18 protein-coding genes and 1 pseudogene are annotated in these 20,960 nt (G+C 63.1%); 12 read left to right on the forward strand and 7 right to left on the reverse strand.

Going from position 1 to position 20,960, the window contains the following annotated elements; translation table 11 throughout:
* Window positions 1-41: 41 nt before the first annotated feature.
* The 5 genes from AB8A27_RS17565 to AB8A27_RS17585 all read left to right on the forward strand — a co-directional run bounded on the left by AB8A27_RS17565 (window position 42) and on the right by AB8A27_RS17585 (window position 7,552).
* A complete protein-coding gene (locus tag AB8A27_RS17565) occupies window positions 42-1,217 on the forward strand; it encodes an acyl-CoA dehydrogenase family protein (RefSeq protein ID WP_439092019.1) in 1,176 nt (391 codons plus the stop codon).
* 9 nt (window positions 1,218-1,226) lie between these two features.
* Window positions 1,227-2,321, forward strand: coding sequence for a CaiB/BaiF CoA transferase family protein (locus AB8A27_RS17570; protein WP_441243005.1), 1,095 nt, complete (start codon window positions 1,227-1,229; stop codon window positions 2,319-2,321).
* Between the two features lie 25 nt (window positions 2,322-2,346).
* The gene (locus AB8A27_RS17575; RefSeq protein ID WP_441243006.1) at window positions 2,347-3,198 is read left to right on the forward strand and encodes an FAS1-like dehydratase domain-containing protein; all 852 of its coding nucleotides are present in this window, start codon (window positions 2,347-2,349) and stop codon (window positions 3,196-3,198) included.
* A gap of 355 nt (window positions 3,199-3,553) precedes the next feature.
* Window positions 3,554-5,182 carry a benzoylformate decarboxylase gene (gene mdlC, locus AB8A27_RS17580; RefSeq protein ID WP_441243007.1) on the forward strand — a complete coding sequence of 543 codons (1,629 nt, stop codon included), beginning with the start codon at window positions 3,554-3,556 and terminating at the stop codon, window positions 5,180-5,182.
* A gap of 27 nt (window positions 5,183-5,209) precedes the next feature.
* The gene (locus tag AB8A27_RS17585) at window positions 5,210-7,552 is read left to right on the forward strand and encodes a molybdopterin guanine dinucleotide-containing S/N-oxide reductase (RefSeq protein ID WP_441243008.1); all 2,343 of its coding nucleotides are present in this window, start codon (window positions 5,210-5,212) and stop codon (window positions 7,550-7,552) included.
* Window positions 7,553-7,790: 238 nt separating this feature from the next.
* Here AB8A27_RS17585 and AB8A27_RS17590 read toward each other — a convergent pair whose 3' ends face one another.
* Both AB8A27_RS17590 and trhA read right to left on the reverse strand, forming a co-directional pair.
* Window positions 7,791-8,585: an SDR family oxidoreductase gene (locus AB8A27_RS17590; RefSeq protein WP_092144690.1), complete on the reverse strand. Its 795-nt coding sequence runs from the start codon at window positions 8,583-8,585 to the stop codon at window positions 7,791-7,793.
* Between the two features lie 84 nt (window positions 8,586-8,669).
* Window positions 8,670-9,368: a PAQR family membrane homeostasis protein TrhA gene (gene trhA / locus AB8A27_RS17595; RefSeq protein ID WP_441243009.1), complete on the reverse strand. Its 699-nt coding sequence runs from the start codon at window positions 9,366-9,368 to the stop codon at window positions 8,670-8,672.
* Between the two features lie 226 nt (window positions 9,369-9,594).
* Here trhA and AB8A27_RS17600 point away from each other — a divergent pair, with 226 nt between their 5' ends.
* Both AB8A27_RS17600 and AB8A27_RS17605 read left to right on the forward strand, forming a co-directional pair.
* Complete coding sequence (locus AB8A27_RS17600) at window positions 9,595-11,058, forward strand: YcjX family protein (RefSeq protein ID WP_441243010.1); 1,464 nt, start codon at window positions 9,595-9,597, stop codon at window positions 11,056-11,058.
* Entirely contained in the window at window positions 11,055-12,083 is a 1,029-nt protein-coding gene (locus AB8A27_RS17605; protein WP_441243011.1) for a YcjF family protein, read from the forward strand. Before AB8A27_RS17600 ends, AB8A27_RS17605 begins: the two co-directional genes overlap by 4 nt.
* A gap of 109 nt (window positions 12,084-12,192) precedes the next feature.
* On the opposite strand, the gene AB8A27_RS17610 is transcribed toward AB8A27_RS17605, so the two are convergent.
* Window positions 12,193-12,585: a RidA family protein gene (locus tag AB8A27_RS17610; RefSeq protein ID WP_441243012.1), complete on the reverse strand. Its 393-nt coding sequence runs from the start codon at window positions 12,583-12,585 to the stop codon at window positions 12,193-12,195.
* Window positions 12,586-12,777: 192 nt separating this feature from the next.
* On the opposite strand from AB8A27_RS17610, the gene AB8A27_RS17615 reads away from it, so the two are divergent.
* Window positions 12,778-13,482: a helix-turn-helix domain-containing protein gene (locus AB8A27_RS17615; protein WP_441243013.1), complete on the forward strand. Its 705-nt coding sequence runs from the start codon at window positions 12,778-12,780 to the stop codon at window positions 13,480-13,482.
* 9 nt (window positions 13,483-13,491) lie between these two features.
* A pseudogene (locus tag AB8A27_RS17620) lies at window positions 13,492-13,738 on the forward strand (DUF697 domain-containing protein); the annotation flags it as partial.
* On the opposite strand, the gene AB8A27_RS17625 reads toward AB8A27_RS17620, so the two are convergent.
* Together AB8A27_RS17625 and AB8A27_RS17630 are read right to left on the reverse strand one after the other, a co-directional pair.
* Complete coding sequence (locus AB8A27_RS17625; RefSeq protein ID WP_441243014.1) at window positions 13,721-14,971, reverse strand: glycosyltransferase; 1,251 nt, start codon at window positions 14,969-14,971, stop codon at window positions 13,721-13,723. The pseudogene AB8A27_RS17620 and the gene AB8A27_RS17625 overlap by 18 nt on opposite strands.
* A 47-nt stretch (window positions 14,972-15,018) precedes the next feature.
* Entirely contained in the window at window positions 15,019-16,617 is a 1,599-nt protein-coding gene (locus AB8A27_RS17630; RefSeq protein ID WP_441243015.1) for a glycosyltransferase family 39 protein, read from the reverse strand.
* 119 nt (window positions 16,618-16,736) lie between these two features.
* Between AB8A27_RS17630 and AB8A27_RS17635 the strand changes: the two genes are divergently transcribed.
* The 3 genes from AB8A27_RS17635 to AB8A27_RS17645 all read left to right on the forward strand — a co-directional run bounded on the left by AB8A27_RS17635 (window position 16,737) and on the right by AB8A27_RS17645 (window position 19,432).
* Complete coding sequence (locus AB8A27_RS17635) at window positions 16,737-18,497, forward strand: adenylate/guanylate cyclase domain-containing protein (RefSeq protein ID WP_441243016.1); 1,761 nt, start codon at window positions 16,737-16,739, stop codon at window positions 18,495-18,497.
* 166 nt (window positions 18,498-18,663) lie between these two features.
* Window positions 18,664-18,909 (forward strand): hypothetical protein, encoded by a 246-nt coding sequence (locus AB8A27_RS17640; RefSeq protein WP_441243017.1) that lies wholly within the window; start codon window positions 18,664-18,666, stop codon window positions 18,907-18,909.
* Between the two features lie 322 nt (window positions 18,910-19,231).
* Window positions 19,232-19,432 (forward strand): cold-shock protein, encoded by a 201-nt coding sequence (locus AB8A27_RS17645; protein WP_068734210.1) that lies wholly within the window; start codon window positions 19,232-19,234, stop codon window positions 19,430-19,432.
* A 310-nt stretch (window positions 19,433-19,742) separates the two neighbouring features.
* Here the strand turns inward: AB8A27_RS17645 and AB8A27_RS17650 are convergent, their stop codons facing one another.
* The gene (locus tag AB8A27_RS17650; protein ID WP_441243018.1) at window positions 19,743-20,384 is read right to left on the reverse strand and encodes a hypothetical protein; all 642 of its coding nucleotides are present in this window, start codon (window positions 20,382-20,384) and stop codon (window positions 19,743-19,745) included.
* 92 nt (window positions 20,385-20,476) lie between these two features.
* Window positions 20,477-20,941: an Lrp/AsnC ligand binding domain-containing protein gene (locus AB8A27_RS17655; RefSeq protein ID WP_441243019.1), complete on the reverse strand. Its 465-nt coding sequence runs from the start codon at window positions 20,939-20,941 to the stop codon at window positions 20,477-20,479.
* Window positions 20,942-20,960: the final 19 nt, after the last annotated feature.

The following is a 20,960-nucleotide window of genomic DNA, read 5'->3' on the forward strand; positions in this document are numbered from 1 at the left end:
CAGGATCATAATTTTCCCCTCAAGAAGAGAAGCTCAATTCCTTGACGAAACACCATCCCGCGGAACAGGACGAATTCCACGATATCCGCGATGCCGTTGCCAAACTGTGTGCACAGTTCCCCGGTGAATACTGGCGCAAGCTCGACCGCGAAATGGCCTATCCGAAGGCTTTCGTCGACGCACTGACGGAAGCCGGCTACCTGTCGGTGCTGATCCCCGAGGAATATGGCGGCTCCGGCCTCAAGCTGTCGGCTGCTGCTGCGATCCTCGAAGAGATCCAGCGCGCCGGTTGCAACGGCGGCGGCTGCCACGCGCAGATGTATACGATGGGCACGGTGCTGCGTCATGGCAATGACGAGCAGAAGGCCAAGTGGCTGCCGAAGATCGCGACCGGCGAAGTTCGCCTGCAGGCCTTCGGCGTCACCGAGCCGACCTCGGGCACGGACACATCCTCGCTGAAGACGGTGGCGAAGAAGGACGACAACGGCGACTACGTCGTCAACGGCCAGAAGATCTGGACCAGCCGCGCCGAATATTCCGACCTGATGGTGCTGCTCGCACGCACCACGCCGAAGGAACAGGCGGCGAAGCGCACCGACGGCCTGTCGGTGTTTCTGGTGGACATGAAAGAGGCCAAGAAAAACGGCCTCGAGATCCGCCCGATCCGCACCATGATGAACCACGCCACCACCGAAGTGTTTTTCACCGACATGAAGGTGCCGAAGGAAAACCTGATCGGCGAAGAGGGCAAGGGCTTCCGCTACATTCTCTCCGGCATGAATGCCGAACGCATCCTGATCGCCAGCGAATGCGTCGGCGATGCCAAGTGGTTCATCGCCAAGGCGAGCGCTTATGCCAAGGAGCGCCAGGTGTTCGGCCGACCCATCGGCCAGAACCAGGGCATCCAGTTCCCGATCGCCAAGGCCTACGCCAATATGCGTGCGGCCGAGCTGATGGTGAAGGAAGCGCTGCGCAAATATGAAGCCGGCATGGAATGCGGCGCCGAGGCCAATATGGCCAAGATGCTCGCGGCCGATGCGTCCTTCGAGGCGGCCAATGCCTGTATCCAGACCCATGGCGGTTTCGGTTTCGCCGAGGAATACGACGTCGAGCGCAAATTCCGCGAAACGCGTCTGTATCAGGTGGCGCCGATTTCGACGAACCTGATCCTGTCCTTCGTGGCCGAGCATGTGCTCGGCATGCCGCGCTCGTATTGAGATAGACATATGCTGCCGCTCAAGGGACTGACCGTCATCGCCGTTGAACAGGCGGTGGCTGCACCATTCTGCAGTTCGCGTCTCGCGGATGCCGGCGCGCATGTCATCAAGATCGAGCGCCCCGAAGGCGATTTTGCCCGCGGCTACGATGCCGCGGCGAAAGGCCAGAGCAGCTACTTCGTCTGGCTCAACCGCGGCAAGGATTCCGTCGTGGTCGATCTTGCGACGCCGGAAGGCCGCAAGGCGATGGAAGAGCTGATCGCCAATGCCGACGTGCTGCTGCAGAACCTCAAGCCGGGCTCGATGGACAAGCTCGGCTTCACCCGCGAACGCTTGCGCAAGGATTATCCGCGGCTGATCTGCTGCACTATCACCGGCTATGGCGACACCGGCCCCTATGCCCATCGCAAGGCCTATGACCTCCTGATCCAGGCAGAGAGCGGATTGGCGTCGATCACCGGCGGTCCCGAAGGCCCCTCGCGCGTCGGCGTTTCCATCGTCGATGTTGCCACGGGCGCGGCCGCGCATGCCGCGATCCTGGAAGCGCTGATCGGCCGTTCGGTGTCGGGTGAAGGCGCCGATATCCGCATCTCCATGTTCGACGTGATGGCCGACTGGCTCACCGTGCCGCTGCTCAATGCCGAGGCCGGCAACGAGCCGAAGCGCATGGGTCTCGCGCATCCCTCCATCGCGCCCTATGGCGTGTTTCGCTCGAAGGACGGTAAGGACATCCTGATCTCGATCCAGAGCGAGCGCGAATGGAAGGTGCTCTGCGCCAAGGTGCTGGGCAATGCCGACCTCGCCGCCGATCCGCGCCTCGTCAACGGCGTCGAGCGCGTGCGCAACCGTGCCTTCACCGATCAGACCGTCAGCGACATCTTCGGATCGCTCAGCCGCGACGAACTCCTGAAGCGCCTGACCGACGCCGATATCGCCTTTGCCGAAGTGAACACCATGGCGGATCTCACCACCCATCCGCATCTGCGCCGCATCACCGTCAACACGCCGAATGGCGAAGTGTCCTATCCGGCGCCCGCCGCGATCTGGGTCGACGCGCCGCGCAGCTATGGCGCCGTGCCCGGCATCGGCGAAGTGCAGAAGTAATCTTCAAGATCACACGGAGGTCGTCATGACCGACACACTCGACATCGATCATCTCAAGCAGTGGATCGGTCGCACCGACGAGGCCTCCGATGTGGTCACCGCGCAGCTCGTGAAGGGCCTACGCGCGACGCTGTTTCTCGACATCGGCACGCCGAAGCCCGGCGACGCCGCGCCCTTCACCACGCAGTGGTGCCTGGCGCAGCCGGTCGCGGCGATGGACAAGCTCGGGCCCGACGGTCATCCCGCGCGCGGCGGCTTCCTGCCGCCGGTGCCGCTGCCGCGCCGCATGTGGGCGGGCGGCGAAGTGCAGTTCATCGAGCCGCTGCTTGTCGGCGATGAGGTGACGCGCTCCTCGAAAATCCTCGACGTCAATCTGAAGACCGGCTCCACCGGGGCGCTGTGCTTCGTCAATGTCGAGCACCTGATCACCACCAAGCGCGGCCTCGCCATCCGCGAACGGCAGGACATCGTCTACAGGGACATGCCGACCAGCATGGCGCCGCCGGCTCCCGCGCCGAAGGAAGTTCCGGCCGCCAAGCATCAGGAAACGCATTATGCCGATCCCGTGCTGCTGTTTCGCTACAGCGCGCTGACCTTCAACGGCCACCGCATCCATTACGACCGCGACTATGTCACCAAGGTCGAATTCTATCCCGGTCTGGTGTTTCATGGGCCGCTGCAGGCGGCGCTGCTGGTGGAGTTCGCAGCCAAGCTCAAGGGTGGCAAGGCGCCCGCGAAATTCAGCTATCGCGGCGTGTCGCCGCTGTTCGATGGCGCGGATTTCACGGTGAATGCGAATGAGACCGCTGATGGTCTCGAGGTCTGGACCGCCAATCATCAGGGCGCGCCGACCATGAAGGCGACGGCGAGCTGGTAAACCGCAACGACGCGCTGACTTAACCTCTCCCCGCTCTGCGCGGGGAGAGGTCGACCGGCGAAGCGCAGCGAAGCCGGTCGGGTGAGGGGCGGCACGCTGTCGAAGCACCAGCCTCCCACCTATCGGATCGCTCCTCTTTCCGACTTGCATATTCCCCACGTTTCGCTGGCCCTGTGCCACGCCCCTCACCCCACCCCTCTCCCCGCGCAAGAGCGGGGAGAGGGAGCGACAGCGCGCCTCCGCTGCCTCCCTGCGGTCTTGCCCCCACGTCCCCGATTGACTCCGCGCCCCCTCCTGCTGTTGATGAGTCAACACCACACGGCAGACAACTGCCTGGACGCATGAGGAAACCGCCTTGGCCCGCGACAGCAAGACAACCGCCGCCCGTACTCCCGTGAGCGTCAAGGACGCCACGCTGAACCTGTTGCGCGGCTTCGGCATCACCAAAGTGTTCGGCAATCCCGGTTCCACCGAATTGCCGTTCCTGTCCGACTGGCCGGACGATATCGACTACGTGCTTGGCCTGCAGGAAGCCTCCGTCATCGGCATGGCCGATGGCTATGCGCAGGCGACGCGCAATGCCGCCTTCGTCAATCTGCACTCCGCAGCGGGCGTCGGCCATGCGCTGGGTAATATCTATACCGCGCATCGCAACCAGACGCCGATGGTGATCACCGCCGGCCAGCAGGCGCGCAGCATCCTGCCGCTGCAGGCGTTTCTCTATGCCGAGCGCGCCTCGGAATTTCCGCGGCCCTATGTCAAATACAGCGTTGAGCCCGCACGTGCCGAGGATGTGCCTGCCGCGATCGCGCGCGCCTATTACGTGGCGATGCAGCCGCCCTGTGGCCCGACCTTCGTCTCGGTGCCGATCGACGACTGGACGCATCAGGCCCAACCGATCGAGGCGCGCCATGTCAGCCGCGAGCTCGGGCCGGATCCGCAGGCGATGCAGGAACTCGTTGCCGCACTCGGCAAGAGCAAGAACCCGGCGCTCATCGTCGGCCCTGGTATCGACCGTGCAGCAGCCGTCGATCTGATGATATCAGTCGCGGAGAAAACCAAGGCCGCCGTCTGGGTCAGCCCGTTCTCGGCACGCTGCAGTTTCCCGGAGCGTCATCCGCAATTCGCCGGCTTCCTGCATGCCTCGCCGGCCCAGCTCTCCGACGCATTGCGCGAGCATGATCTCGTCGTCGTCATCGGCGCCCCGGTCTTCACCTTCCATGTGGAAGGCCATGCCGCAATCTTCGATGGCGATACCACGATCTTCCAGATCACCGACGATGCAGACTCCGCCGCCGTGGCGCCGATCGGCACCAGCATCATCGCGACCATGAAGCCGGCGCTGACGCTGCTGCTTGATCTGCTGCCGGAGACGAAGCGCCCAGTCGCCAAGGGTCGCATCCTGCCGCCGCCGCCTGCGGGGGCTGACCCGATTCCGATAGATTTTCTGCTGCATACGCTATCGCGGGCCATGCCATCGGATGCGATGCTGGTGGAAGAAGCACCCTCGCATCGCCCGGCGATGCAGAAGTATCTTCCGATGCGCGGTGCAAACAGTTTCTACACCATGTCGTCAGGCGGTCTCGGCCACTCGCTGCCTGCATCTGTCGGCATGGCGCTGGGCTATCCGGATCGCCGCACCCTGTGTCTGATCGGCGACGGCTCGGCGATGTATTCGATCCAGGCGCTGTGGACCGCCGCGCAGCGCAAATTGCCTTTAACGGTCGTGGTCATCAACAATTCCGGTTACGGCGCGATGCGCTCGTTCAGCCAGGTAATGCAGGTGCGCAATGTTCCCGGGCTGGACCTGCCCGGAATAGATTTCGTCAAAATTGCCGAAGGCATGGGCGCGCATGCGGCCCGTGTCAGCAAGTCTTCGGAACTCGCCGCCGCGTTCGGGCAAAGCCTGCAACATCCGGGCGTCAGCCTTGTGGAAGTCATCGTCGACTCGGCCGTTCCCGTGCTTTATGGACAGAAGCACTGATGACGCCATCATGACGGAAGGTCAGGCATGACAAAGCTGCCGAACGACAACGCCAAGAAATCGCACAGCTCACACTGGGGTGCCTTTTCCGGACAGTGGGTCGACGGCAAGCTGGTCATCACGCCGCATCCGATCGATCCCGATCCGAATCCGATCATCCAGAATTTTCCCGAGGCGCTTCGCCACAAGGCGCGCATCGCCAAGCCGATGGTGCGCCGTGGCTGGCTCGAAAACGGTCCCGGCCCGGACGACCGCCGCGGCCGCGACGCGTTCGTGGAGATGGAATGGGACGAGGTGCTCGACCTGCTCGCGGGCGAGCTGAAGCGCGTCAAGGATACCCATAGCGCGAAGGCGATCTATGGCGGCTCCTATGGCTGGTCGAGCGCGGGACGTTTCCATCACGCGCAGAGTCAGATCCATCGCTTTCTGAACGTCGCACTCGGCGGCTATGTGAAGTCGGTCAACAGCTACTCGGCCGGCGCATCGACGGTTCTCATTCCGCACATCCTCGGCAACTACGAAGACATGACCCGCCGCAATATCGGCTGGGACGAGATCGTCGAACACACCGATATCATTCTCGCCTTCGGCGGCATGAACACCAAGAATTCGCGCGTCGCCGGCGGCGGTATCAGCAAGCATACCGAACATCGCGACATGGTGGCCCTGAGCAAGCGCGGCGCCGAACTCGTGCTGATCTCGCCGCTGAAGAGCGACCTGCCGGATGAAGTGAACCAGGACTGGGTCGCCGCGCGCCCGGGTACCGACGTGGCGCTGATGCTCGGCATCGCGCATACCGCGGTGATGGACGGCACGCATGATCGCGCCTTCCTCGCCAGCCATACCCATGGCTGGGATATTTTCGAAGACTATCTGATGGGCCGCAGCGACGGCCAGCCGAAGGATGCGGCCTGGGCTGCCGGCATCACCGGCCTCAAGGCCGACGATATCCTCAAGCTCGCGCGCCGCCTGCCCGGCAAGCGTGCGCTATTCGTGGTCGCGCATTCGCTGCAGCGCGCGAAGCATGGCGAGCAGCCGGTCTGGATGGCCTCGGTGCTATCAGCGATGTTCGGACAATCGGGCCTGCCCGGTGGCGGCTTCGGCTATGCGCTCGGCGCCATCGCAAACTATGGGCGCCGGCAGAACGCGGTGCCGATCGCCGGCCTGCCGCAGGGCAAGAACAACGTCACCGAATTCATCCCGGTGGCGCGCGTCAGCGACATGCTGCTCAATCCCGGCGCACCGTTCGAATATAACGGCGCGCACATGACCTATCCGGATATCAAGCTGGTCTATTGGGCCGGCGGCAATCCGTTCCACCATCACCAGGACCTCAATCGCCTGCGCAAGGCCTTCGCACGCGTCGATACGCTGGTGGTGCACGACCTCGCCTGGACCGCGACGGCGCGCCATGCCGACTTCGTACTTCCCTGCACCATGTCGCTGGAGCGCGAGGACATCGGCTCGTCGCAGACCGATCCGCTGATGGTCGCGATGCATCAGATGGCCGAGCCGTTCGGCGATGCGCGCGACGACTATACGATCTTCACTGGCCTGTCCGAGCGGCTGGGCAAGGCCGATGAGTTCACCGAAGGCCGCACGCCGCGTGAGTGGCTGCAGCATCTCTATCAGCCGACCTATGACGGGCTCAAAGCCAAGGGCTATGAGGCGCCGGACTTCGACGCCTTCTGGGCGGCGGGCGAAGTGCTGCTGCCGCAACTGCCGCTCGACGGCGGCACGCTGCGCGCGTTCCGTGAAGACCCCGAGGGCAAGCCGCTGCCGACCACCAGCGGCAAGATCGAGATCACGTCCGACACCATCGCCAGCTTCGGTTACGACGACTGCCCGGGCCATCCCGTCTGGCTGCCGCCGGAAGACGCGATCGATGCGACCAATCCGCTGCAGCTCGTCGCCAACCAGCCTGCGTCACGCCTGCACAGCCAGCTCGATTTTGGCGGGCATAGCAGCGCCGAGAAGCGCCGCGGCCGCGAGGTCGCACGCATGCATCCGATCGATGCGGACGCGCGCGGCATCAAGGACGGCGATATCATCAGGCTGTTCAACCAGCGCGGCGCCTGCCTAGCCTCCGTCACCGTCACCGAAGACGTGATGGCCGGTGTGATCCAGTTGCCGACCGGCGCCTATTACGATCCGGAAGATCCGAATGAGGAGAAGGCGCTCTGCGTGCACGGCAATCCGAACGTGCTCACAAGAGACACCGGCACCTCGCGGCTCGCGCAGGGCTGCACGGGTCAGCTCACGGTGGTGAATGTCGAGAAGTTCACCGGCAACCTGCCGCCGATCCAGGCCTATGATCCGCCGGTCCCGGTGATCTGGCCGCGCCCGCCGAAGCTGGAAGCGGCGGAGTGATCTTACCTCTCCCCGCTCTTTGCGGGGAGAGGTCGCCGCGCCTTCGCGGCGGGTGAGGGGCAAGGCAAGTCGTTCCCACGACCGCGGTCTCTCGGATCGCACAAATTTTCAGGTAGTAAGTTCACGGGTATCCGAAAGCGCCCCGCCCTTGTCAGGCTACGTGCCATGCCCTCACCCGGCGCTGCGCGCCGACCTCTCCCCGCAAACGCGGGGCGAGGTTAAGAAAGAGCCGCGCCCCCTACTTCCCAAACGTCTCCCGCATCTTCGCCTGGATCTTGGCCATGCCGCCGATCCAGCGGTCGTAGTTCTCGGTCTTCTTGCGCATGTAGTCGATCACCTGCTTGTGCGGCAGGATCAGGAACGTCTCCGCCTCGATGCCTTCAAGCGCATCCTGCGCGACCTGCTCCGGCGACAGGTTGCCGTCATTGGATTGCGGGCCCTTCGGGATGTTCTTCAGCATGTTGGTATCGACGCCCTGCGGGCAGAGGATCGAGACCTTGATGTTATCCGCCCGGTGCGAGATCGCGAGATTTTCGGCGAACCCCACCGCGGCATGTTTGGTGGTCGAATAGGCGGGGCTGCCGACTTGCGACAGCAGACCGGCGGCGGAGATCGTGTTGAGGAAATAGCCGCCGCCGCGCGCCTTGTAGAGCGGGATCAGATGCCGGGCGGCATAGACATGGGCCATCACATGGATCGCCCAGCTCCGCGCCCATGGTTCATCCGATGTGCCACCGGCATTCGGCGACATCGGGTCGAAGCCGCCGCCAATGCCGGCATTGGAACAGAACAGCGCGATCGGCCCGTAATGCCGTTCGGTCAGTTCGATCACATGCTGGATATCTTTTTCCTTGCCGACGTCGCACTGGAACGCGGCACCGCCGATGGTCTCTGCTACGGCAGTCGCGCGTTCGCCATCGAGATCGACGACAACGACTTTCGCTGCACCTGCTTTATGAAATGTCTCGCATAGCGCCTGGCCGATGCCATTGGCGCCACCGGTCACGACGACGACCTTGCCGTCTACCCGCATGCCGCACTCCCCCCTTGATGTTTTTGTTTCTTATTAGAGCGTGACCTGATCCGAAAACCGGTATCCACTTTCCGGGATCATGCTCTAGGTGCTCAGCACCATGTCGAGCACGGCCGTATAGTGGCATGCTGCGCCGAGCAGGACAAATGCGTGCCAGATGGCATTCTGGAAACGCAGCCGCTGCCAGGCGTGGAATACGACGCCCAGCGTATACAGCGTGCCGCCGGCGGCGACGAACCACATGGTAAGCGGCGGCAGCGGCGTGAACACGGCGTCATAGGCCATCAGCCCGCTCCAGCCCATGGCGAGATAGAGCACGACAGCAAGGCGATCGAAACGGCCGGGATAAACCAGCTTGATGACGATGCCGGTGATGGCGACGCTCCACACGCCAACCAGTAGCGAGATCGCGAGCCGCGTGTTGGCGATCTGCGCAAAGAACGGTGTGTAGGTCGCGGCGATCAGAAGATAGATCGCGGAGTGATCGAAGCGGCGCAGGAACCACTTTCGCGGTGACACCGGCCACATGTTGTAGATGGCCGACAGCACCAGCATCGCCAGCAGTCCGGCGGAATAGACCGAGACGGTCACCACTTCATAGGCGGTGGCGAAAACAGCGGCGAGCACGATGAGGACGGTGGCGGCGATCAGGCCAGAGAACACGCCGAGACCGTGGACGATGCCGTCGGCGATCAGTTCGGCACGATCGTAATTCCAGCGGATCGCGCCGGCCACCATATGAGCGGAATTGGTCGTCAGTTCTTTGATGCGGAAAACGGTCATGGTGGCGTCAACCCGGCCGGTGCGATGCGGTGAGCTTGCCCCGTAAGCCCGCCTGTGACTTCCCCTGAAATCAGCGATAAATCATAGGCTGGAGATCGTCAACGAAAGCCAAACGACGAAGTGACGACGCTTTCGTGACGAACTTGATTTCAGCCAGACAATCGCCATTTTTAAAGGCAGGCCAATACCCTTTCACGTTCACCACCATGATGAGCTTTCCCGCACGATGCCCAGCCTGTCCGAACTCGTCGAAGAAGCGCGGCTGTCTGCGCGCGCATTGCTCGATTATGGCGACGGTCTGTTCAATCCGACGGTGCGGCTCGGAGTCACAGGCCTGTCGCGCGCCGGCAAGACGGTCTTCATTACCGCACTCGTGCATGGCCTGACGCGCGGCGGACGCTTTCCGGTATTCGAGTCGCTGGCCACCGGACGCATTGCAAAAGCGCGTCTTGCGCCGCAGCCCGACGATGCCGTCCCGCGCTTTGCCTATGAAGAACATCTGCGCACGCTGATCGACGAGCGCCGCTGGCCGAACTCCACCACCGATATCAGCGAGCTGCGTCTGGTCATCGACTATCAGCGCGCGAGCGGCGCCGACCGCACACTCACGCTCGACATCGTCGACTATCCCGGCGAATGGCTGCTCGATCTGCCGCTGCTCAACAAAAGTTACGAGGAATGGTCGGCGGAGAGTCTTGCACTGTCGCGGCAAGGACCGCGCAGGACGCTGGCGGCCGCGTTTCACACACATCTCGCCACGCTCGACGCCAAGGCACCGGAGAACGAGCAGGCGACGCTGATCGCAGCGAGGCTCTTCACCGACTATCTGCGCGCCTGCCGCGACGAACGCTTCGCCATGAGCCTGCTGCCACCGGGCCGGTTCCTGATGCCCGGCAATCTTGCGGGCTCGCCGGCACTCACCTTTGCGCCGCTCGACGTCGCCAGCGATGGCAGCGCACCGGATGGTTCGCTGTGGGCGATGATGAAGCGACGCTACGAGGCCTATAAGGACGTGGTCGTCCGCCCGTTCTTTCGCGATCACTTCTCCAGGCTGGACCGGCAAATCGTACTCGTCGATGCGCTCTCCGCCTTCAATGCGGGACCCGAAGCACTGCACGATCTCGAAGCGGCGCTGGCCGGCATTCTCGATTGTTTCCGCATCGGCCGCAGCACGATCCTCAGCACGCTGTTCCGCCCGCGCGTCGATCGCATCCTGTTTGCCGCGACCAAGGCCGATCATCTGCATCACCTCAGCCATGACCGGCTGGAGGATGTGCTCAGGCGCACCGTGACCAAGGCAGTATCGCGCTCGGAACTGGCCGGTGCGTCGGTCGATGTCGTCGCCATCGCTGCAGTGCGCGCGACCAAGGAAGCGCTGGTGCAACGCGGCCGCGACAAGCTGCCGTCGATATTGGGAACGCCGATCGCCGGCGAGGTCGCCAATGGCGAGACCTTCGACGGCGAGACCGAAGTCGCGACCTTCCCAGGCGATCTGCCCACCGATCTCGATGGCTTGTTCGCCGGCGGTTCTTTCAGGGGCCTCTCGACAGATGCCGCCGACAAGGCCGACTATCGCTTCCTGCGCTTCCGCCCGCCGCTCCTCACCCGCGACGGCGGCGAGGAGCCGGCGCTGCCTCACATCCGCCTCGACCGCGCGCTCCAGTTCCTGATCGGAGACAGGCTGCAATGACCGACCGTACGCGCCGCCCGGCCACGTTCCGGCTCGACGATCCCCACGTCACCGTGATGGACGCCGACGAGGAAGCCGGCCGCCTCGCCCGCGGCACCATCCGCATCACGCCCGAAGCCGATCCGATGGCGATGCCCGTGGTGATCGACGAGCCCCTGCGGCCGGTCCGTACCGGCTTCCGCTGGGGCACGCTGTTCTGGACCGGGCTCGGCGGCCTCGTGCTGCTCGGCACAGGTCTCGGCGTCACGCAACTGGTCCGCGACCTGTTCGCGATCAATGACGGCCTCGGCTTTCTTGGCCTCGGCTTCGCCGCGCTGGTCAGCATCGCACTGATCGCCATCATCGCTCGCGAGGCGCTGAGCCTGATGCGGCTCGCCACCATCGAGAAGCTGCATGCCCGCGCGCTGGCCGTGATCGCCAGCGACGACCGCGCCGAGAGCCGCGCCGTCCTCGCCGACCTGCTGAAACTCGCGCATAGCAATCCGCGCCTCGCCCGGGCCCGCACGGCGCTGCAGGGCCACGCCGACGACATCATCGACGGCGCCGATCTCATTCGCGTGGCAGAACGTGAATTGATGAGCCCGCTCGACATCGAAGCACGGCGCCTCGTCTCGGTCGCGGCGCAGCGCGTCTCGGTGGTGACCGCCGTCAGCCCGCGCGCCGTCGTCGATGTTCTGTTCGTCGCCGCTGCCGCGATCCGGCTGGTCCGGCAGCTCGCAAAACTCTATGGCGGCCGGCCGGGAACGCTCGGAATGATCGCACTGATGCGCCACGCCGTCAGCCATCTCGCCATCACCGGCGGCATGGCCGCCAGCGACAGCATGATCCAGCAGGTGCTCGGCCATGGCCTCGCGGCGAAACTCTCGCAGCGGCTCGGCGAAGGCGTGCTCAATGGCCTGCTCACGGCCCGCCTGGGCCTCGCCGCCATCGACGTGACGCGGCCATTGCCATTCACAGCGCTGCCCCGCCCGCAGCTTGGCGACCTCGCAAGGGATTTGCTGCGGAAACGGGATGGGGAGGAATAGCCGACCTCGGCATAATGATCGTAGGATGGGTAGAGCGCAGCGAAACCCATCACGGTCGCGTTTCAGGTGATGGGTTTCGCGAAGATGCTCTACCCATCCTACGATCCTGTTAAACCGCCGCGATACAATCCACCTCCACGTCGAACGGACCATGCCATCCCGCAACGATGAAGAAGCCGCGCGCCGGCGGATCGCTGGAGAAGTAACGCGCATAAACCCGATTGATGGTTTCGAACTGATCGGCCCTCGTGCAATAGATATTGCACTTGATCACCCTGTCGATCGATGAGCCCGCAGCCGTGAGGCACAGTGCCATCTGATCGAGAACAATCTCGATCTGCTGTTCCAGCGGAAAGCGCCTGATCTCCCCGGTCTCGGGATCATAGGGCGGCAGTTGCGAGACATAGACGAGATCGCCATAGCGCACGGCCAGCGCGACAGGAACCTTCCGTGCTTCGAAATAGGATGAGAACGGTTCGACGCGAATGAACTGTGCCTGCATGTTTCCGCTCCCGGTTGCCATTATTGATCGCATCATCGCACGGGCGACGGCCGGCGCCGGGCCAATTGGTTCGGCGCCGGCCGAACCGACGGGAGTGGCGGATTATCCGGCGAGCCGCTACGCTGGGCTATGGTCGCCTCCGCAAACATGGTCGAAGTCGCAGCGCTGGTTGGCGATACGGCGCGCGCGACCATGCTTGCGGCACTCATGGGAGGTCAGGCGCTCACGGCAACCGAACTGGCGTTTCAGGCGCGGATATCCCGCCCCACCGCGAGCGAACATCTGGTTCGGCTGCTCAACGCGCGATTGATATCGGTGACCCCGAGCGGGCGGTTTCGTTACTATCGGATCACATCACCGCTCGTGGCCCAGATGCTGGAAAGCATGATCGCCGTCGCGGCTCTGGAAATGCCACCGAGGCATCGACCGCGTTCAGCGCGCGATGAAGCACTGTGCCTTGCACGCAGTTGCTACGATCACATGGCCGGACGGCTCGGCGTTGCGGTCGCGGACGCGTTGATCGCGCAGGATTACATGCATCTGAGTGCAGATGGCGGAGCGCTCACCGATACAGGCCACCGCTTCCTCTGCGACTTCGGAGCCCGGCTTGAAACCGACCGCCGCAGCAAGCGCATCTTCTGTCGGGCCTGTCTGGACTGGAGCGAGCGGCGCTATCATGTGGGCGGATTGGTCGGCGCCGAGCTTCAACGGCGGTTTCTGGAACTCGGATGGGTTGCCCGAACGGGCGCGACGCGCGCCTTTAAAGTCACGGATGCCGGCAAGATTGAATTGAAAGATATGTTTGGCGTCGATCTGGACGTCGCATCCATCAATCGCGATCCTTCCGCCTCGCCAGTTGGGAGAGAGCAGTCAGCGCGCCGCCAGCTGAATGCGTGACGGCACAAACATCTCGGCCATCACCAGGGCATGACCGCCTGCGACAGCATGATTCAGCAGGTCCTCGGCCACGGCATCGCAGCAAAGCTCTCGCAGCGGCTCGGCGAAGGCGTGCTGAACGGTTTGCCAACCAAGGCTTGGATTGACCGCCATCGACGTGACGCGACCGCTGCCGTTCACGGCGTTGCCGCGGCCGCAGCTTGGCGATCTGTTGGCAAGCGGGATGGGAAAAGAATACTTAGCGCAAAAATTTTGATCTCATCGACTGTTCGATAAAGGCCACCGCCGTCGCCACGCCCGCCTCGCCGGAAATCCGTTCGCCGATCGTTGTTGCTCGTTCTTTCATGCGTGCGCTGCGCGTCGCGTTGAATGCAGTGACGAGCGCGTCCACGTCCAGGTTCTTCCGCTTCAACGGTGCTGGTCCCGCCCCCAGTTCGGCGACCCGACGCGCCCAAAATGGTTGATCTCCGAAAAAGGGGCAGACGATCGTCGGCAAGCCGGCGCGCAGCGAGGCCCCCGTGGTGCCTGCCCCTCCATGGTGGAATGCAGCGCCCACGTGCCTGAAAAGCCGATCGTGCGGCGCAGACGAAATGACATGGACATGATCCGGGGCGTCTGTCACCTGCAGCGCTCCGCCGCCCGTCGCTAACAATCCACGCTGACCTGTTTTGGCCAACCCCTCGATGACGCTTCGAGCAAGGGCAACAGGATCGACACCTGGCATACTACCAAAGCCGACATAGATCGGCTTTTCCCCCTTGGCCAAAAATTCACTCAAAGGCTTTGGCACATCCCAAGCCGCACCTTCGTCAAGGAACCAATAGCCTGAAACGACAACCGACCGATCCCAGTCGGCAGGCTTCGGTAGGACGCTCGGACTATAGGCGTATATCGTACCAATAGGTCCGCGTCCGGCCCTACGGCCTCCGAGCCCGAGGGATCCCTCTCGCCATTTGCCCAGCATCGCTCCGAACAGCATCTCCGCGCCATGCAATGACAGCAGATGGCTGACCTTGTTCAGCGGCCCCAAACGGGACACGGGAAGCATCGGACTTGGGAACGCCGAGGTTGGCGTGAAGCCGGGAAGCGGTGACGCCAGGATCGTCGGAACTTCAAGCTTTTCGGCAATATGGGGAGCCGCAATCGATTTTGGATGATAGAGAATAAGATCAGGGGTAAATGACTTTACGACCTGCCACTCCACATCCAGCAGCCGTCTTATCAGCGGACGTACATGTTTCAATAGCCTGAAACCCGCGCTGAACCCCGCACCGCTTGCAATTGCTGCTTTGCCTTCGGACGTGTCGAGCAACGACAGTATCTCACCGGGCAGCGGCGCAAATGCGACTCCTGTCTTGCCTGCAAAATCAGCGAACTGTTCCGGTGCAGCAAGTTGTACCTCATGCCCGTGAGCCATCAGGCCGCGCGCGAGAGCGAGATACGGCTGGACGTCACCTCGTGTCCCCAACGTCTGGATGCAAATACGCATAGGTTCCCTTCATGCTTCGCTATATCAGGGAGCAGGGCGACGTAATCTCAGCGCGCCGCCAGCTGAATGCGTGTCGGCACAGACATCTCCGCCAGCGCAGGCCAGCGATAGAATGGTGTATCAGGCGCAGGCGTCAGGTCCGGCGTCCAGCCCGTGAGCTTGTCGATTGCATAGTGCTTCATGGCCGTGCCGCGCCAGATAGTGTCGACTTCGGCAACGGGCGTGAGCACCGCGCTGGTCGTCGCCAGCAATGGACGGTGGTTGTCCGCGGTCTGTGCGATGTAGAGCCCGGTGTGACCCTTGATCCTGTCCATGCCGGGATCGCGGAAGCCGATGAAACGCGCGCGCTCGTTGACCTGCACCACCGGGACCTTGTCCTTGAGATGCCAGCGCAGCATTGCATAGGTGCGGTAGTCGGTCGTCGCGATCCAGGTGGCGCCGGTGGTCTTCATCTCCGCCAATGCGCGGTCGGCCAGCACCTGATAGCCGCCCTCCCCGCCGAGCGGATCGTTCTTGCCGATCAGGTTCCACGGCGCGGCCACGCTATAGAGGAAGACCAGCACCACCAGCGGAATCCCGGTGGCGATGGCGGCGATGCTCCAGCCATGGGAGGCACGCACCATGCGCGGCGACCAGCCGTCGCCCGGCAGTTTCGTCAGGTTGATCGCCGCCGCAGCGATCCCGGCAGGCCACAGGAACATCGGCCAGGTATCGCCGACCCGCAGCGTCAGCGACTTCCATGCAAAGTAAAAGAACGGCACCAGCACGCAGGTAGCGAGCAGGATAGCGACCGGTTCGCGGCGCCGATAGCCACGCCATGCCGTAACGACAACCGCGGAGAGAATGACCGGCATCAGGATGAAGCCAACCTGACCGAATTGCAGGCCGAGAAAATCACCGAGCGTGCGCAGCGATGCCTCGTTGTTCGTGGTGGCGCGGATGAACTGGAACCTGAACGACGCCCAGTCGTGGCCGGCATTCCAGATCAGAACCGGCGACGAGATCGCCAGTGCGATCAGTACGGCCAGCCATGGATACGGGCTGCGCAACCAGCGCCCGCGCCATTCCGGCACCAGCATGAATGCGAGAATGCCGGGCACGAACATCACCACCGTGAGTTTGGACAGCAGTGCGAGGCCGCCGAAGGCACCGGCGACGAGCCACCAGCGTCCATCGTGGCTTTCGGCCAGCCGCACCAGCGACCACAGCATCGCCATGGCGAAGGGGATCAACGCGACGTCCGGCGCGACCTTGGCCATCAGCAATCCATAATACAGCGCCGCTTCCGACATCAGCACCGCCATCAGCACCGCACGCAGATCCTGCGTCACGCGGCGAACGATGTCGGCGAGTAGCAATTGCATCACCGCCATCGCCACGATACCGGAGAAACGCGCGCCAAAATTCGTGTCGCCGAAGATCAGCGTGCCCGCACGGATGAACCATGAGATCATCGGCGGATGATCGAGGAAGGACAGCACGCTCTCCTTCGACCACGTCCAGTAATAGGCCTCGTCGGTGCGCAGATCGAACAGCCCGGCATAGACCAGCCGCATCGCGGTCAGCGCGACCAGCAATGCACCGATCGCCCACAAGGCACGGCGGGAAACATTCCGATCGAGGTAGGGGTCGGGAAAAGACGTCATCGCCGAGCTTTTCGGCGGACTTCGCCATGCTGTCAACTTGTTGACTTTACTGCTGGATAAGGTCTGCACGCGCGCAGCGCCGGATGGCGTCCGGGCGCATCTCGCCGTAGGGTTTCGCCATGGACGCGTCGCTCAATCCCGCCAGCAACCTGCCCCGGACGGCCGCCGCCGCCGCGTGGTGGCGCGGCATCGGGCCGCGCCAGATCCGGCTGGTCTGCGGACTGGTGCTGTTCACCTATCTGCTCAGCCATTTCCTGAATCACGCGCTCGGCAATATTTCGCTCGACGCGCTGCAGACCGGCGTCGTCATCCATGCCGGCTTCTGGCAGTTCTTTCCGGTCGCCGTGACCTTCTATTCGGCGGTGACGATCCATGGCGTGCTCGGGATCTGGGCGCTGTTCGAACGCCGGCAGTTCCGCTGGCGAGCCGTCGAGCCGCTGCAACTGGTGCTCGGGCTCAGCATTCCCGCACTCATCGTCGGCCATGTGGTCGCCGTCCGTCTCGGCGAAAACCTGTACGACATCAATCGCAGCTATCCTCAGGTGTTCTATGGCTGGATCACGTCGCCCGCGAAGACGTGGTCGATGTATCTCGTGGTGGTCGTGGCCTGGCTGCACGGCTGCATCGGATTGTATTTCTGGCTGCGGCTGAAAACACATTTCAAGAGCCTCGCGCCCTATCTTCTGTCGGCTGCCGTGCTGATCCCGACACTGGCGCTGCTTGGCATCTTTCAGGGCAAGCGTGAGGTCGAGGCCAGGCTGGCATCGCCGCAATGGCTGGCCGAGAATTTCGGTCCGGACCGGATGGGCACCGTTCCACAGCAGCAGGCACTGGGCGACATCACCGACGATCTCCTGATCGGCTATCTCGCGCTGCTCGGCATCGTGCTCGCGGCCCGCGCCATCCGCATGGTCGTCGAACGCCGTGCCGGAATGATCAACCTGTCCTATGGCGACGGCCGCAAGCTGCGCGTTCCCCTGGGCCTCAGCGTGCTGGAAGCGAGCCTGCGTCATCGCGTGCCGCATGCCAGCGTCTGCGGCGGCCGCGCGCGCTGTTCGACCTGCCGCATTCGTGTCACCAGCGGTGTCGAGACATTGCCCCCACCATCGGCGCGCGAAGCCTTCGTGCTGAGCAGGATCGGCGGCACTGCAGACCCTGCGGTCCGGCTGGCCTGCCAGTTGCGACCGACGGCCGACCTCACCTTCGTTCAACTGTTCTCGCCGCAAGTGACCAGCGCGAATGCTCACGCATCGCAGCCGGCGCGGATCGGCCAGGAGCGTTATCTCGTCTGCATGTTCGTCGACATGCGCGGCTCGACCATGCTCGCCGAGAAGCGGCTGCCCTACGACACCGTGTTCATCGTCAACCGCTTTCTCGACGCCGTCTCGCAAGCCGTGATCGCCAGCGGGGGCAAGCCCAATCAGTTCATCGGCGACGGCGAACTGGCACTGTTCGGCCTCGCCTGCGATCCGCAGACCGCGTGTCGCCAGGCCCTGGAGGCTGCGCGGCTCATCGCCGAGAATATCGACGAACTCAATCGCGCCCTTGCCCATGACCTGTCGCAACCGCTGCGTTTCGGCATCGGCATTCACGGCGGCGAAGTCATCGTCGGCGATATCGGCTATCGCGACCACATGGTGTTCACCGCACTCGGCGATCCGGTCAATGTCGCTGCGCGCCTGCAGGACATGACCAAGAGTCTTGCTTGCGAAGTCATCATCTCCGAAGAAGTCTGCATTACTGCAGGTCTCGCAAGCGACGCGCTGCCGCAGCAGGACGTCGCGATCCGCGGCCGCGCCGCACCGATGAATGTACGCACGATCACAGACGCCAAGGTACTTTCATCTCTCGTGACCAGCGACATGGTTTCCGCGCTTTAACGCTGTTCCTGCAGAACATACGCGCTTTGCCTGCCTGAACAGGTATTCAGAAAATTCCCCGAGAATTTCTTCGAACCCGCTTCGAAACCGGTGCGACGAATTTGCGATGGATCGAACAGACAGATCCCGCAACCGGCGCCTCGCGCAGCACTGAAGGAGAATGACCATGTTTCGCAAACTCGCACTCGCATTCGTTGCAGCAGCTTCTCTCGGCGCGGTGGCGCTGACGCCATCCACCGCATCCGCCCATGGCTGGGGCTGGCATGGCCATCACCACCACTTCCATGGCGGCGGCTTCTACGGTCCCACTTTTGGCATCGGCTATGTCGGTGGCGGCACCGGATGCTATGTGAGCCGCCGCGTGATGACGCCCTACGGCCTGCGCTGGCGCACGGTAAACATCTGCTACTAATCCTCGCATGAGGGCTGCGAACCCCGGCCGCTTCGGCCGGGGTTTTGCATTGCAGCGATATCACCCGCGTGCAGGAGACAACGCATGGTCGTAGCGCGGCCGAGCCCGGCGCTTCGCTTTTGCGACCTTCCGCCGCGTTGGAAATATCCGCAATAGCGACGAATCCCGGCAAATTGGACAGATTACGGTCGGTTTGGGCGATTTCTGCACGCCGTTTGAGCTATCAAGCTTGGCAATCCGCGCGTAACGTGCGCATGTCGGATATGCCGGTTTGCGGGGACCGGCAGTTCGTTATCGATTTTGATCCCGCGGAGACGACGTGATGACTAAAGGTACTGTGAAGTGGTTCAACCCGACGAAGGGTTACGGATTCATCCAGCCGGCGAATGGCGGCAAGGACGTGTTCGTTCATATTTCGGCAGTTGAGAAGGCTGGCCTTTCTACACTGAACGAAGGTCAGACCGTTGAATTCGAGGAAGTTGCCAACCGCGGCAAGACCTCGGCTGAGAACCTCAAGGTCTGAGACATCTGGTTTGATACCAGTTGGTTTGATACCAGTGTGATCCGGCCGCTTCTCCAGACTTTCGTCAGGCAAGTTTTCCAGATCACGCCTCAACAATGTAGAGCGCATTCGGCAAGGGCGGTTTCCTCCAAAGGGACACCTCTCCTGCAACGCAATCAGGTTCACGCAGGATTGCGCTAATTCGATCCGCGGTGTGCGCTCTAGCCTAATTCCAAAAACCCGAGCCGGAATCTTTCGAAGATCCGCTCCTTAGAGCCGCCAGTTGACGTGACGCATATCTCAGCGACGCGACGGCACTCCATTCCCCAATTCAGTTTTCCTTGACCCACTGATCGGCCGGCTTGACGTCCGGCAGCTGCGCATAGCCGCGCGTCCACATGTCGACGACCCATTCGGTGCCCGTCGCGCGATCCAGCAGCACGGCGGTGTTGTGCGGCGTCTGCAGCACCAGCGCATTGCCGCGATAACGCGGATTGCCCACCGTGTGATGCTTCAGCAAACCCCAGTCCTGGATGATCAGCAGCAGGCTGGTGACGTTGCGCGTCGTGTCCCAGCAATCGAAATTATGCTTGTCGTCGAAATAGCGAAAATCCGCATTGGCGATGCGCTTGTCGGTGCCGAGCACCGGGCCGACGCGGCGGTCCCACCACACGACTGCCTTCTGCACGGCGGCGCGTTCCGCCGCGGCCGACGCCTTGCCCGCGGCAAGAAGCTTGGTAAGCGCAGCCTTGTCGGCCGGCGTGAAATCGAAGGTGTGGCGACGCCGGCAGACGAAGCCGTAACAGATGGTCATGGAACCGGCGGATGGCGGGTAGATCGACACCGACGTGTAGAGATCGCTGACCTCACGGGACATTTCGATCGCGCGGGCATGAGACGCCGAGAGGAGTCCTGCCGCAGCGAAAATTGCCGCCGCGATCGCGACACGAAGATTGAAGTAGCCTGCCCGCATGATCTGCTCCGAGAGAAACGCGCGGAAACCTAACGCAGCGCTTTCAGGCTGCCAAGACAACGGCATGGCAACGGCGGCGTTATCCCGGCTCGCTATCCCACCGGCAGCGGTGCGTCGCGCTTCACTTCTTCCATGACGGCATAGGTGCGGCTCTCGCGCACGCCGGGCAGCGCCAGCAGGCGTTCACCAAGAAACCGGCGATAGGCGCTCATATCGGCAACGCGCGCCTTCACCAGATAATCGAAACCGCCAGCGACCATGTGGCACTCCAGCACTTCCGGCGCGAGCCGCACCGCGCGGGCGAAGCGCTCGAACACGTCGGGCGTTGTCTTGTCGAGCAGAACTTCGACGAACACGAGGAGGCCGAGACCGAGCATCTGCGGATTGAGCCGCGCGCCATAACCCTCGATATAGCCATCGCGCTGCAGCCGCTTCAGCCGCTCGCCGATCGAGGTCGGGGACAGGCCGACCTTCTCCGCCAGCTCGACATTGGCGATTCGGCCATCGGCCTGCAGGACGGCGAGGATTTTCCGGTCGATCTTGTCGATGTCACTCATATCGGGTGTATAGCACGAT

Source organism: Tardiphaga sp. 768_D3_N2_1, from assembly GCF_052076105.1.
Lineage (GTDB): Bacteria > Pseudomonadota > Alphaproteobacteria > Rhizobiales > Xanthobacteraceae > Tardiphaga.

Excerpts from the sequence above, each read along its gene's own strand:
- AB8A27_RS17570 (WP_441243005.1), top strand. The coding sequence starts at position 1,227 with ATGCTGCCGCTCAAGGGACTGACCGTCATCGCCGTTGAACAGGCGGTG.
- AB8A27_RS17575 (WP_441243006.1), top strand. The coding sequence starts at position 2,347 with ATGACCGACACACTCGACATCGATCATCTCAAGCAGTGGATCGGTCGC.
- AB8A27_RS17585 (WP_441243008.1), top strand. The coding sequence starts at position 5,210 with ATGACAAAGCTGCCGAACGACAACGCCAAGAAATCGCACAGCTCACAC.
- AB8A27_RS17590 (WP_092144690.1), bottom strand. The coding sequence starts at position 8,585 with ATGCGGGTAGACGGCAAGGTCGTCGTCGTGACCGGTGGCGCCAATGGC.
- trhA (WP_441243009.1), bottom strand. The coding sequence starts at position 9,368 with ATGACCGTTTTCCGCATCAAAGAACTGACGACCAATTCCGCTCATATG.
- AB8A27_RS17600 (WP_441243010.1), top strand. The coding sequence starts at position 9,595 with ATGCCCAGCCTGTCCGAACTCGTCGAAGAAGCGCGGCTGTCTGCGCGC.
- AB8A27_RS17605 (WP_441243011.1), top strand. The coding sequence starts at position 11,055 with ATGACCGACCGTACGCGCCGCCCGGCCACGTTCCGGCTCGACGATCCC.
- AB8A27_RS17610 (WP_441243012.1), bottom strand. The coding sequence starts at position 12,585 with ATGCAGGCACAGTTCATTCGCGTCGAACCGTTCTCATCCTATTTCGAA.
- AB8A27_RS17615 (WP_441243013.1), top strand. The coding sequence starts at position 12,778 with ATGCTTGCGGCACTCATGGGAGGTCAGGCGCTCACGGCAACCGAACTG.
- AB8A27_RS17625 (WP_441243014.1), bottom strand. The coding sequence starts at position 14,971 with ATGCGTATTTGCATCCAGACGTTGGGGACACGAGGTGACGTCCAGCCG.
- AB8A27_RS17630 (WP_441243015.1), bottom strand. The coding sequence starts at position 16,617 with ATGACGTCTTTTCCCGACCCCTACCTCGATCGGAATGTTTCCCGCCGT.
- AB8A27_RS17635 (WP_441243016.1), top strand. The coding sequence starts at position 16,737 with ATGGACGCGTCGCTCAATCCCGCCAGCAACCTGCCCCGGACGGCCGCC.
- AB8A27_RS17640 (WP_441243017.1), top strand. The coding sequence starts at position 18,664 with ATGTTTCGCAAACTCGCACTCGCATTCGTTGCAGCAGCTTCTCTCGGC.
- AB8A27_RS17645 (WP_068734210.1), top strand. The coding sequence starts at position 19,232 with ATGACTAAAGGTACTGTGAAGTGGTTCAACCCGACGAAGGGTTACGGA.
- AB8A27_RS17650 (WP_441243018.1), bottom strand. The coding sequence starts at position 20,384 with ATGCGGGCAGGCTACTTCAATCTTCGTGTCGCGATCGCGGCGGCAATT.
- AB8A27_RS17655 (WP_441243019.1), bottom strand. The coding sequence starts at position 20,941 with ATGAGTGACATCGACAAGATCGACCGGAAAATCCTCGCCGTCCTGCAG.